The sequence below is a fragment of the Celeribacter sp. genome (assembly GCF_048266405.1).
Classification (GTDB): Bacteria; Pseudomonadota; Alphaproteobacteria; order Rhodobacterales; family Rhodobacteraceae; genus Celeribacter.
On sequence record NZ_JBLWZO010000019.1, the window covers coordinates 1 to 12452 of the forward strand.

At 52.9% G+C, this 12452-nt stretch carries 13 protein-coding genes and 1 pseudogene; 13 read left to right on the top strand and 1 reads right to left on the bottom strand.

Annotation, left to right across the window (positions count from 1 at the left end; translation table 11 throughout):
* Nucleotides 1-174: pseudogene (locus tag ACN0TS_RS17590) on the top strand (Ktr system potassium transporter B); the annotation flags it as partial.
* Nucleotides 175-569: 395 nt separating this feature from the next.
* On the opposite strand, the gene ACN0TS_RS17595 reads toward ACN0TS_RS17590, so the two are convergent.
* Complete coding sequence (locus ACN0TS_RS17595; RefSeq protein WP_417260635.1) at nt 570-908, bottom strand: hypothetical protein; 339 nt, start codon at nt 906-908, stop codon at nt 570-572.
* A gap of 829 nt (nt 909-1737) precedes the next feature.
* Between ACN0TS_RS17595 and ACN0TS_RS17600 the strand changes: the two genes are divergently transcribed.
* From ACN0TS_RS17600 to ACN0TS_RS17655, 12 genes are all read left to right on the top strand, one after another.
* Complete coding sequence (locus tag ACN0TS_RS17600; protein ID WP_417260636.1) at nt 1738-2625, top strand: alpha/beta fold hydrolase; 888 nt, start codon at nt 1738-1740, stop codon at nt 2623-2625.
* Nucleotides 2615-3058, top strand: coding sequence for a Zn-ribbon domain-containing OB-fold protein (locus tag ACN0TS_RS17605; protein WP_417260637.1), 444 nt, complete (start codon nt 2615-2617; stop codon nt 3056-3058). The genes ACN0TS_RS17600 and ACN0TS_RS17605 overlap by 11 nt, the downstream gene beginning before the upstream one ends.
* Complete coding sequence (locus tag ACN0TS_RS17610) at nt 3055-4200, top strand: thiolase family protein (RefSeq protein WP_417260638.1); 1146 nt, start codon at nt 3055-3057, stop codon at nt 4198-4200. The genes ACN0TS_RS17605 and ACN0TS_RS17610 overlap by 4 nt, the downstream gene beginning before the upstream one ends.
* Nucleotides 4197-4991, top strand: a complete 795-nt coding sequence (locus ACN0TS_RS17615; RefSeq protein ID WP_417260639.1) for an IclR family transcriptional regulator — start codon at nt 4197-4199, stop codon at nt 4989-4991. The genes ACN0TS_RS17610 and ACN0TS_RS17615 overlap by 4 nt, the downstream gene beginning before the upstream one ends.
* Nucleotides 4988-6172: a CaiB/BaiF CoA transferase family protein gene (locus tag ACN0TS_RS17620; protein ID WP_417260640.1), complete on the top strand. Its 1185-nt coding sequence runs from the start codon at nt 4988-4990 to the stop codon at nt 6170-6172. The genes ACN0TS_RS17615 and ACN0TS_RS17620 overlap by 4 nt, the downstream gene beginning before the upstream one ends.
* Complete coding sequence (locus ACN0TS_RS17625; protein ID WP_417260641.1) at nt 6169-6960, top strand: alpha/beta fold hydrolase; 792 nt, start codon at nt 6169-6171, stop codon at nt 6958-6960. Before ACN0TS_RS17620 ends, ACN0TS_RS17625 begins: the two co-directional genes overlap by 4 nt.
* Complete coding sequence (locus ACN0TS_RS17630) at nt 6957-7706, top strand: SDR family NAD(P)-dependent oxidoreductase (protein ID WP_417260642.1); 750 nt, start codon at nt 6957-6959, stop codon at nt 7704-7706. The genes ACN0TS_RS17625 and ACN0TS_RS17630 overlap by 4 nt, the downstream gene beginning before the upstream one ends.
* A gap of 18 nt (nt 7707-7724) precedes the next feature.
* The gene (locus ACN0TS_RS17635) at nt 7725-8471 is read left to right on the top strand and encodes an SDR family NAD(P)-dependent oxidoreductase (RefSeq protein ID WP_417260643.1); all 747 of its coding nucleotides are present in this window, start codon (nt 7725-7727) and stop codon (nt 8469-8471) included.
* Between the two features lie 17 nt (nt 8472-8488).
* Nucleotides 8489-9019 (top strand): type II 3-dehydroquinate dehydratase, encoded by a 531-nt coding sequence (locus ACN0TS_RS17640; protein WP_417260644.1) that lies wholly within the window; start codon nt 8489-8491, stop codon nt 9017-9019.
* 66 nt (nt 9020-9085) lie between these two features.
* Entirely contained in the window at nt 9086-10060 is a 975-nt protein-coding gene (locus tag ACN0TS_RS17645; RefSeq protein WP_417260645.1) for a TRAP transporter substrate-binding protein, read from the top strand.
* 78 nt (nt 10061-10138) lie between these two features.
* Nucleotides 10139-10675: a TRAP transporter small permease gene (locus ACN0TS_RS17650; protein WP_417260646.1), complete on the top strand. Its 537-nt coding sequence runs from the start codon at nt 10139-10141 to the stop codon at nt 10673-10675.
* A 14-nt stretch (nt 10676-10689) separates the two neighbouring features.
* Nucleotides 10690-11958, top strand: coding sequence for a TRAP transporter large permease (locus tag ACN0TS_RS17655; protein WP_417260647.1), 1269 nt, complete (start codon nt 10690-10692; stop codon nt 11956-11958).
* Nucleotides 11959-12452: the final 494 nt, after the last annotated feature.

Below are 12452 nucleotides of genomic sequence, written 5' to 3' on the forward strand. Positions count from 1 at the left end.
GGAACAGTGGGCCTGTCGCGCGGGATCACGGGTGAGCTTGATGGCATCGGGCGCGGCATCATCATGACGATCATGTTCGTCGGGCGCGTCGGCCCTTTGGCAATCGGTTTCTTCCTCGCCACCCGCAGCGTTCCAAAGGTGAAATATCCCGCAGGGCAGATTTACTTGGGGTGAAATGCAGCAAAGCTCAACAGCGGTTGTTTTTCTTCTTTAGCCACGACCTATGATGTCGCTTCTAACGGCGGCTTTGTCCGCATCTTGCCAGTTCGTGACTCGCGCCGCGAAGGTCTGCTATCTCAAATTTCTGTCGGAGGCTGTGAGTCCGCTTGGGGCTGACAGCGGTCATTCAATGAATTTGTCCAGAACGGCAGCTAAGCGCAGGAAGTGACCTTTGCAAAGTCTGGAACCGTGGCCTTCCCTCTCGAAGTGTTCGGCCCAAAGCCGCCGTCCGCTGAAGCTATCAGATGCTGCGGTGCGGCCCCTCGAAGGAGATATTCGCTGCAGTAGCAATATCTGACGTGCCCCGAACTCACACTTCGCGGACAAAGCACCAGTTTGCAGCGAATGCGTTAAAGTCCGCTTTTGGAATCTGGATACAGTTCAGTTAGCTTACCTATTTTTTCGATACGGCGAATTTCTCGCCCAAACTGACGATGAAGGGCGCTTTTTTCGAAAACCTCCTCTTGGAAGTAAACCCGACCGTAGCAGGGAAGTCTCTTGTCTTTAGGGAACATGTTTTCACGCCCACCTCTGAAAACTTCAAAGGTGATCCCCAAAAAGTGGATCATGTGTGAGTGAATTTGATCACTGCCTACCCGTTGCTTCAGAGCGTTAGGGCCGGACAGCAGTGCAAACGCGTACTCATTTTCATAACCATCATCCTTACTTAAGTTGATGGTCTCCGGCAAACTCGGGGCAATTCATCCTGTCCCTAAGAGGTATTGCTCAACTTCCTCGGCGAATGCCTTCCCAAACGAGTTGCGATATGATGCCAATTCATTGCGCGAGGATACGTTGCATCTCCAAAATACGCTGAGAACGAAGTAGGCAAGCTTTGGAACATCGATTCCGGAAGCGGTCAAATCTATTGACGGCGGCCTTGGGTTGGATAGGGCCTGACTCGTAAGTTTTGAAGCCTTTGATATCCAGCAGCGGTCCTCGATATCAATGAGTTCATAGAAGTAATCTTCGCTCTTTTTAAAACGTTCTTCGCAACACTTACAAAGAAGCTTTTCCTTAAGCTGCTTCGAATCTAATGCAGCGGGTCCTCTGCCGAGATCAACTCGCACTAGATCCTTCTTAGAGCCGCAAAAAGCTTTTTGAATGCGGCTGTATACTCACCTTGGGACCAAGTGGCTGTCTATAAGGGGGGCGGACAACGCAGGGTAGGCAGACAGCATCACGTTTTGACTTGAACTCCTATCCAAAGGGCACTGTCGAGCAATGAGGGTGCCCCCGAAGGTTTCTAAGAAACTGCACGGCAGGGAATGGACGTAATACTTGTATGCGCCTGGATATAAATTAAATATTTTCAATACATTGTCTTGACGCAAGTTGCAACTTGGCGGCGCGAAGCGTGTGCCAAACACACGGTCTGCGCGGATAAATAAATTCCGCACATCGGAAAAGAAGCTCAGTGAGCGAACTTTATGTTGACGGTTCGCGCTGCCGACAACTACCCTCCATTGAGTGGCATCATATTCCATTAAGTGGAATTTTGATGAAGGGAGAGAGATTTTGAGAACGGCGAATAAAGTCAAAATGCGTTTTGATCTTTCCGATGGCATTGCCATGCCGGTGACCATTTGGAGTGTTCAGGCCAGCGCCAAGGTCCCTGTGGTTTGCCTGCATTCGCTTTTCTTTTCGGGCGAGATGTTTTCCGAGGTAGCCGCAAAACTGGCTGTAGATCGTACCGTTTTTGCACCAACCTATCGCGGCCATGCTGGCGTGCCGACGCATGGGAAACAAGCTACGGTGGAGCAGCTTGCTAAAGATGTCCTTGAATTTATGGACACTGCTGCCTTGGACCGAGCGCATTTTGTCGGAAGTTCAATGGGTGCCTATGTCGCGATGGAGATTTTAAAGCGCGCGCCGAAGCGCATTGCGTCAATCATCTTGTCTTGCTGCACTGGCGCGCGGGAAGCAAATCCAGGCCGCTTCGACAAACTTGCTGATTTCATTGCGACGGGCCCGCACGTTGAGACGGCGCAGACGCTAGCTGAACTAATGTTCGGCGAAAACACATGCGCTGCCCCAAATGACGTAGTGCTGAGCTGGATCGAAATATTTGGGCAAACTTCATCGGAAATGTCCCAAGCAGTGCGGGCCATGTTTGCGCATCCCGACTATGGTGCCACGCTTCGCGGCTATTCTGGCCCAGCCCTGCTGCTTGCCGGCGCGCAGGATCGTGCGAAATCTCCTACGGACATGGGAAAAATCGCCGTCAACATGCCTCAGGCCGAGACCTATGTATTCGACGGAGTCGGCCACACGCCCGCGGTCGAAGATCCAATTAAATTCGCGGCCCGCATCCACGATTTCACTGCCTCCGCAGACAAGAAAGCAACACCAACTTCACCTCCCAAATTTCTAGCGTCCAACAAGGATAAGAACCATGTCATCTGAGATTCGACTGTCCACAACTGGCGGTCAAAGCTGCCAAGAAATGCACTGTCCCATTGCCGATCTGAACACCTCTGCGCGCGAAGATTTCCGGCAGACAGACGCTGGCACTTTACTGGTCGCAAGCCGGTCGCACAGTTCTGGCGAAATGGTGTTTCCGCAACGTGCCTTTTGCCCCGTGACAGGCGCACGCGATATGGAACCAATCACCTTTGGTCCGAACGGAATACTCTACAGTTTCTCAACCATACATGTCTCGTCGAGTAGACCCACGCCCTACACTTTGGGATATGTCGATTTCGATAACGGGTTGCGGGTCATGTGCCATGTTCGGTGCGATGATGTCTCGCGCTTGCACTGTGATATGCCTGTCCAAACCGATTCCGATGCGGAGGGTTGGTTCGTAAAGCCGATCCAGAAAGGAGGTGTGCAATGACAAAAGCTGTCGTAATTGGAGCCTCCATGATCCCGATGGGGAAATACCCAAAATCTAGCTATACTGGGTTGGGTGCGCCCGCCGCAATGAACGCAATCCTATCTTCCGGACTGGAGCTTGAAGACATTGAGAGCGTAGTCTGTGGCCATGCGTTCGGTGGGATGTTGACCGCGCAACGGATCACCAAGGAAATCGGCCTCGGATCGATCCCACAACTAAATGTCGATAATGCGTGTTCGGGTGGTGCGACGGCAATACACCTCGCTGCGGCGCAAATTCAGAACGGCCAATCCGATGTGGTGTTGGTTATTGGCGTCGACAAGCTAACCCAATTTGGTGGCGGGACACTTCCGCTCGTTGCTGAAGATCCTGAAGTGCAGAACGGCATGGTCATGCCGGCACTATACGCAATGCGCGCACAGCGTTTTTTGCACGAGCGAGGCGAAAGCCCTGAAGTTCTAGCGCAGGTCAGCGTCAAAGCTCGCAAGCACGGGGCGAATAATCCGTTCGCTCAATTCCAATCCGAAGTGACGGCAGAAGCGGTGTTGGCATCACGTCCGATCGCGGAGCCTTTGACCTTATTCCAATGTTGTCCCACAGGGGACGGTGCGGCGGCTCTCGTTCTTGTATCAGAAAAGAAACGCAAGGCACTTGGCGTTGCAGGTATCCAGATTTCAGCAAGTGTCCTGCATTCTGGAAAGGCGACATCAGGTTTTCGCAATATGCTGCGCCCTGAGATCACCTATCATTCCGCTGCGGAGGCTTATGAAGCCGCCGCCATGTCTCCGGATAGTCTTGATATGGTTGAGTTGCACGACGCATTCACAATCGCCGAGCTGGTCTATTACGAAGCCTTGGGCCTGTGCCCTGAGGGCGAAGCAGCCAATCTTTTGCGCAGTGGCGCCACAACATATGGAGGCAAGACCGTCGTCAATCCAAGTGGTGGCTTGCTCGCCAAAGGACACCCAGTGGGTGCTTCAGGGGTTGCCCAGGTGGTCGAGGCTTTTTGGCAATTAACCGGACAAGCTGGCGCGCGTCAGATCGCAGGCGCAAAGACTGCGATGACCCATGTAACGGGTGGCGGCATTTCTGGCATGGATCATGGTGCCTGCACCGTGCATATTTTCGAGCGCGTTGCATGAATACGCCAAGCTCTACCAAAGGTGATCCCAGCACGCCAACAGGAACAGTCAGCCGCGCCATGCGTCTGCTGACCCTGATTGCTGACAGTGATAATCCCGTCACAATTAAATATATCTCTGATCGCATGGGGCTTGCTCCATCCACAGTGCATAGACTGTTGGGGCTACTCAAGGATGAAGGTTTTGTGGCCGACATTCTACCGTCGCGCAGCTACACCATCGGAACGCAGTTTTACCGCGTCAGTTCGCGGGTTGTGGGCGGTGCCAGCCAAATAGATTTCATTGAACGCGAGCTCGAAGAACTCTGTGCGATCCACAATGAAACAGTGTTGTTTGGTCAATATCTTCCGACCGAAGGAAATTTGAGCTTTGCCGCGCGTCGTGATGGTCAGCAAAAACTGTTGTATCAAATCGAAATGCACAAACCACTTTCACTGGTTTGGGGGGCATCTGGAAAAGCTATTCTTGCGCACCTGGCGGCGGCTAACGTGGCTGACATTCTCGCGCGCGAGACATACGCCCCAGGCAACGGTGCGCCACCGCCGGACCTTGATACGCTCATGGCCGAGTTGCGCGACATAAAGCGTGCAGAATATTGCGTTAGCTATGGCGAAAAACTACCGGGCTCGCGCGGTATTGCAGCACCATTGTTTGATCGAACTGGCATCATCGGCTCGCTGTGCCTTACAGCACCAAAAGACCGGCAGGCCGAAACCGATGTCGATGCGATCGGTCGTGATCTAGCGGCAAGCGCCCGTAAAATTTCTCACGCCTTGGGGGCGAACACATGACAAATCAAACCTCCCCTCGTCCAATGCTGGAAGGCGTTCGGATTGTCGATTTGACCACGTTCCTGTCAGGGCCCTTTTGCACACAGGTACTGGCTGACCTTGGAGCCGATGTCGTGAAAGTCGAACCTCCAACTGGTGATTCAAGTCGCCATATCCCGCCGCATTTTGTGGGCGATGACAGTGCGTATTTCCTCGCTCACAATCGCAACAAACGGTCTATTGCTGCGGATTTGAAATCCCCTGAAGATCAGGAGTTGGTGCGACGTTTAATCCTGCGCGCGGACGTTGTTGTCGACAATTATCGCCCCAGCGTTCTGAGCAGACTGAACCTAGATCCCAAATCCCTGTGTGACGAAAAACCTAGTCTGATCTGGGCCTCCATCAGCGGGTTTGGCCAATCAGGGGCGTGGAAAGACCGTCCTGCTTACGATATGATCGTGCAAGCGGAATCCGGTGTGATGAGCTTGACTGGTGAGCCAGGGCGTCGGTCCGTTCGGCTGGGCATTCCTGCGGGTGATGCTGTCGCGGGGCTCTATGCGGCTATCGCCCTGAATGCGGCGCTCGCGGCTCGGGCGCGCACTGGAAAGGGGCGGATGATTGATGTGTCGATGTTGGATTGCCAGCTGGCCATGCTTTCCTATCAAAGTGCCTATGCGTTGATCGGTGGCGTGACGCCAGGTCCGCAGGGCGCGCGCCACGACTCCATCCCGACATATCGCGCATTTGTCGCGCGTGATGGCCGACAATTTGTGATTACAGCAAACACTCACCGTATGTGGGAGGGGTTGTGCCGAGCCATTGAACGCACCGATTTGATAACGGACGCGCGTTTTGTCGACGGCCCTTTGCGGCTTGAGAACCGTGAAGCGTTATGGGCGATATTGGAACCCGCCTTTCTCACGCGTGACGCGATTGATTGGATACCAATCCTCGAAGAGGCCGACGTCCCCGTTGCACTGATCAAAACCGTTCCCGAGGCTTTGGATGATGCGCGCGCCTATGGTCGCGACATGATATCGCGTCTCGAAGATGATAAAGGGGGGCATATCCACGTCGTCGGCAATCCTATTAAATTGATGGGCGAACAACCTATGGCAGCCTCCTACCCCCCAACCTTGAACGGGGATCGCGACACGGTGATTGCGGAGTGGCTGGACGCCACTCAAAAGGTGAGCCGGTGAACACCAAATTGCATATGATAACCCCAAACGGTCAAGGTTTGCCTGTATTGGCGTTACATTCGCTCGGGCTGTCCGCTGCAAGTTGGACTGCGGTTGCCAAAGCTGAGCCTCTTGATCGCGGGTTCTTTGCCATTGATCAGTTGGGTCATGGAACTTTGGCCGATATCAACCCCACTTCATTTGAATTACTTGTGTCTTCGGCCACCGAAGCGCTGATGTCCATGGCTGCGCCATGTATACATCTGGTCGGCCATTCCCTTGGTGGTGCAGTAGCAGCCCACTTGGCTACCGGAGCGAGCAGATCGAAAATTGCGTCTCTTTCGCTCGTCGCGACCCCATTCGCGGGGTTAGCCACATTCCGCGACCGCGCATATGCAGTAGCGGATGGTAATATGGATGCCGTTGCAAAGGAAACATTGTCCCGTTGGTTCAGCACTGATGACGCGCGGGAGGCCAAGCGGGCTGCGCATGGCTGTTTACACAATATGACCCCCAAAGGTTTTGACGCCGCATGGAAGGCGCTTGCCGAATTCGAGGGTTTTGACGCACTGCCCGGACCGGTGCCACCGACCCAAATCTGTTCTTTCGAAGATGACCGTTCGACGCCGCCTGACATTGGTGCGCGCATCGCAGAGACGCTGAGCCAAAATACCGGTGACATTGCGCATCACATCATAATTGGTGCGGGCCATATGGGGGTGCTGACTCACCCTGTTCAGGTTGCCACATGTTTGTCGGCCCATTGGGTGAACGTAGAAAATCAATTAAAATCTGGGAGTGAGGCATGACTGATCGAGTTCCAACGGCTGTTGTAACAGGGGCGGCATCGGGGATTGGGCAGGCAGTCTCTGTTGCGCTTGCCGCAGCGGGCTATCATGTCGGAGGCTTGGATCTGACTGCAGATGGTATTGCGCCAGAAGTGACGCCGCTGCTGGCTGACATCCGTGATCAAGCGGCAGTCACCGATGTGTTGGACGGTTTTGTCACTGCCTTCGGTAGCCTCGATCTGTTGGTGAACAATGCCGGTGTCAGCTTTGTTGGGGGCATTGAAGCAGGTACCGAATCCGAATGGAAAAATACACTTGATATCAATGTTTTGGGGCAAATGCGTGTATTGCGGGCGGCGTTGCCATGGTTGCGTCAGTCAGATCAGGCTTCCGTCGTTGCGATGTCTTCTTGCACTGCTATCAATGGTATTCCCGAGCGCGCACTTTATTCCGCAAGTAAAGGCGCTGTGCAGGCCATGATGTTATCGGTCGCGACCGATTTGCTCTCCGATGGCATTCGCGTCAACTGCATCGCTCCCGCGACCGTAGATACGCCGTTTATGGCCGAACTTGCCAATCGATCCCCTGACCCAGTAGCCAAACGCCGCGCATTTGAAGCGCGTCAACCTACTGGCCATATGGTCAATCCCGATGAAATCTCAAATGCGGTTTTGTTCTTGGCAAATCCAGCCAATCGGTCCGTGACAGGAACAACACTTATTCTGGACGGCGGCATGGGCAGCATGCGCACGACAGCCCTACTTTAAAAAAAGGAAACCAAATAGATGTCACTTAACGGAAAAACAATAGTTATCACTGGCGCGGGTCAGGGCATTGGCCGACAATATGCTCATGCCTTCGCAAAAGCTGGAGCTAGGGTCGCGATCGTTGATTTAAATGCAGCCGCAGCCCAATCGGTTGCTGACGAAATTGGCGATGCAGCATTTGCAGTGTCAACGGATGTATCTGACAAGGCCTCAGTGGACGCAATGGCGCAAACCGTCTTGGACCATTTCGGAAGCATAGATGTGTTGATCAACAACGCCGCGATTTTCTCAACACTCAAGATGAAACCGTTTGAGCAGATAACCCCTGAAGAATTCGATACCGTCATGGGGGTGAATGCACGCGGTGTGTTCTTGTGTTGTCAAGCAGTTGCCGCGCCGATGCGCGCACAAGGCAAGGGCAAGATCATCAATATCTCTTCCTCTGTCGTCGTCACGGGGCGTGCGAATTACGCTCACTACATTGCCTCCAAAGGGGCAGTGATCGGGATGACCCGCGCCCTAGCAACGGAACTGGGTCCCGACAACATCAACGTGAATGCCATTAGCCCGCACGGCATCGTGACAGAGGTTCCGCGCGAAACCGTCCGTGACGATCAATGGGCAGACATCATCGCAGCTCAGGCGCTCAAGCGCAAAGGGTCATCTGAAGACATGATTGGCGCAGTTATGTTTTTGGCCTCAGACGCCAGCGATTACATGACCGGCCAAACTCTGAATCTGGACGCAGGGCTGCGCTACAATTGAAGAAGGACAACAAACCTATGTCACATAAAGTAACCATTACCCGAAACGGGAATCGCAAGCACAAGATCGCTGTGATTGACGGCCCGAATATGTCTAGCTTGGGGAACCGATCCCAAAAGGTCTACGGGCCCATCAGCTCGCTGGATGATCTGAAGGCATGGGTGCAGGGCTTTGGCGCGGATCTTGGCGTCGAAGTTGAAAATTTTTCGTCAAACTTTCAAGGGGAAATTCTTGAATTCATTCATGAAAGTGCTTCGCGAGTAGATGGATACATCATTAATCCGGCGGGTCTGACGACTGTTGGAGAAGGTGTGCGTCACGCACTCGAGGACACGGGGAAGCCAAGCATCGAAGTTCATTTTGCAAACATTTCCGCCAGCGCGGGAGGCGCACGCGGGCTTGGTGGCGGGAGCATCAATTCCAGCTTTACACATACCGCAACGGGTATGGCGATGGGCCTTCGTCAATATAGTTACGCCTCGGCGCTTACAGGGCTGGTTTTGTCCTTGGACGACCCCGACTTTTTGGGGGCGGAACAAACAGGCTGAGGACGGAGTAGAAGCCATAACTAAACACCAAACAATCTAATAACCCAACATGTGGAGGAGAAAAACATGTTTATGAGACTAAAAGTTGCCGCAACAGCAGCACTGATCGCCGTGGGGAGCCAAGCGATCGCAGAGGTCGAACCCGTGACCCTACAATTTGCCCATATCTACAACACCGAAGATCATTGGGGTCAGGTCGCAGAGGCCTTCAAAGCCGAAGTTGAGGCCCAATCGAACGGGATGATTTCTGTCAACATCTCGCCCAGTGGCACAACAGGCGACTGGCCACAGTCTATCGAAGGTCTGCAAATCGGAACGAACCAGATCGTTCTTCAAAGTGTTGGCGCATTGGACCGCTATGGGGCCATCGCGGGCATCGAGGCATTTCCATATCTGATCCGTGACCTGGATCATTTCAATGCCGTCTATTTCGGCCCTGTCGGTGGAGAACTGTTCGCGGAAATTGAAAAACAGACGGGCTTTCACCTTCTCGGTGCCGCCTATCGTGGCGCACGCCATTTGTCGGCCAACCGGTCCGCAGCGACGCTCGAAGAGCTTGAAGGCCTTCGGTTGCGGGTTCCGCCTCTGAAGATGTATCGCGAAACGTGGGAGAACCTAGGTGCAAGCCCCGTCCCAATGGGCTTTTCTGAAGTTTATACATCCCTCGAAAAAGGCTTGATCGACGGGCAGGAAAACCCGCTGGAGGTGATCCGCAATGCCAGCCTTTACGAAGTGCAAAATTACGTAATGGAAACAGGTCATGTTATCGGCGCAATGACGTTGATTTTTAACGGGTCGTACTTTGCTGGCCTGCCAGAAGAAACGCAGGCGATCTTGACCAATGCAGCAGCAAAAGTGATGCAGGACTTCAGCACGCGCATGGTGACAACTGAACAAGAGTTGCGGACCGACCTGATCGAAAAAGGGATGGAATTTGTTCCTGTCGACATGCCAGCGTTTCGTGATGCCTTGAGCGACTATGCTCAGCGGGAATTCCCGGAGCTACACCCTTGGGTAACAAAGATCCAAGCTGTTGACTAAACAACAGACCTTCCGTCAGCGGCTTTTGTTGCTGGTGGATACTTTTCCCTTTTTTCCTTGTTTAGAGAAGCAGGTTTTATGGAACAGCCCCCTACACATACGTCTCAGATCTCACAGAACTGGGCTGATCGCACATCCGATACAATTGGATTGGTAATCAACTTCCTTATTGGAATGATGCTGTTGATCATGTGTTCTGTGATCGTCTGGCAGGTCTTCACCCGATATGCACTCAACGATGCATCCTCTTGGTCTGAAGAAGTTGCAAGGATCATGATGACCTATATGGTGATGTTTGGTTCGGCAGTTGTAATCAAAACTGGGGGGCATGTCACAGTGACAGTCCTGATCGATAGGGTCAGCCCAGCTGTCCTGAAATGGCTGCTCATTGTCCGCGACCTTGCGATGTTGGTGACACTTTCGGTCATCACCTGGACGGGTTTCGCGTTCGCAAAACTCAATGCGGTACAATTGTCTGCTGCGATGGATATCCCGAAAATCTATATCTACGCCGCATTGTGGATTGGCGGTGGTTTAATGATGGGGATGCTCATCCTCGCTCGACTTTCAAAAAACAACAGCAATTGGACCGCCAAGGCGGACGGATTTGAATAGGATCGGATAGAGCTATGCTTATTACTGCGATACTTTTGGGCACTGCGTTCGTGTTGATGCTCATCGGATTACCGATTGCATTTTCGATCCTTGCGGCGTCGATCGTGGCATTGACGACCATTGGAAACATCCCGTTGATGGTGATACCCCAGAATATCTTTACAGGGCTCGACAGCTTTTCACTGCTTGCCATTCCGTTCTTTGTCCTCGCAGGCAGTCTCATGACGTCTGGTGGCATAACAGAGAAATTACTTGATCTAGCAAATTCACTGATGGGTCGCTTCCGCGGTGGACTTGCCATGAGTGCGGTTTTGTCTTCGGCCATGTTTGCAGGCATTTCGGGATCCGCCGTTGCAGACACCTCCGCGCTTGGCAGGATTATGATCCCGGCTATGAAGAAAGCAGGCTATCCAGCGAACTTCTCGGCTGGGGTTCTTGCTGCGGCCAACGTCATGGCGCCGATCATTCCGCCGTCCATTCCGTTCATTGTCGTGGCGACGTTGACAAATCAATCGGTGACCACGTTGTTTTTGGCCGGTTTGGTGCCTGGACTGTTTTACATGGCAACAATGCTGGTGATGACCAGCTGGATCAGTAAACGTCGCGGTTATCCAATGCATGGCCGCTCCTCGGCGGCCGACATTTGGGCCGCAACCAAGGGCGCAATCTATGCTTTGTTGCTCCCTGTTTTTGTCATTGGCGGCATTAGAACCGGCGTATTTAACATCACCGAATGCGCTGTGGTTGCAGCAGTCTATGCATTGTTCGTCGGTGTCTTTGTCTACCGCAAGATCAATTTACGGGTATTCCTAAAAAGCCTTGAATCTGCGGCACGTACGACGGCGGTGATCATGATGATCGTAGCTGCGGCAAAAGCATTCAGCTGGGTGATGGCTTATGTTGGTATTCCCCGTTCGGTGGCGGACTTTATGTTGGCCAATATTTCTGATCCGCTGATATTCCTGATCTTGGTGAATATCATATTGCTGATCGTCGGCATGTTCATTGAAACGAATGCTGCCATTGTCATGTTGATGCCCGTGTTCTTTCCAATTGCAGTGTCACTTGGCATTGATCCGACGCATTTCTCGGTTCTTATGGTCGTGAACTTGTGTATCGGGTTGATCACGCCGCCGGCTGGACTTTGCCTAAACATCGCGACAGTGCTGGCTGGAACGACGCTTGAAGACGGATTCAAAGGTGTTTTGCCATTTTTCCTAATGGCTCTGTTTGTGATAGCCGTCCTGACGGTATTTCCGCAAATTGTGTTGGTTTTCACTTGATGTTGCATTTCTGTTGACCTGCTCCCCAGAACCGTACGAACCTATCGCTGCGGTCTCTTTGGGGATCACAGCAGGAGCAAGATGAGAGCCTCTCACTTCTTGCCGCGTTCGATATTATCTGGGCCGGCACTCTTTAGACCTCTCGGAAATTGGCGCCAACAACTGCTTAGACGCGCCCCCTTCGGCGCACATCCCAAACAAGATTGCCCCGTCAGCGGATAGCGCCAATTACGTAGTGTAGATATGTACGGACTCTCGGTTAGGGTTTCCAAATACACCACCTGCCTATATCCCAACGAAGTATGGAAGTATGATCGACTTTGCAAAGGCTGGTCCCTGCGCATTGCTGACCTTGATGGCTGACGCAGCATGGTTGGTTAAGCTTCCATGCCTCGAATGACCGCTTTCACTGACCTGAGGATGGATATGTGCGCATGCAGCTAATGGCCGCAATCCGCCCGTTGTGTCGATCGACATGATCGGCCCACAGCTGC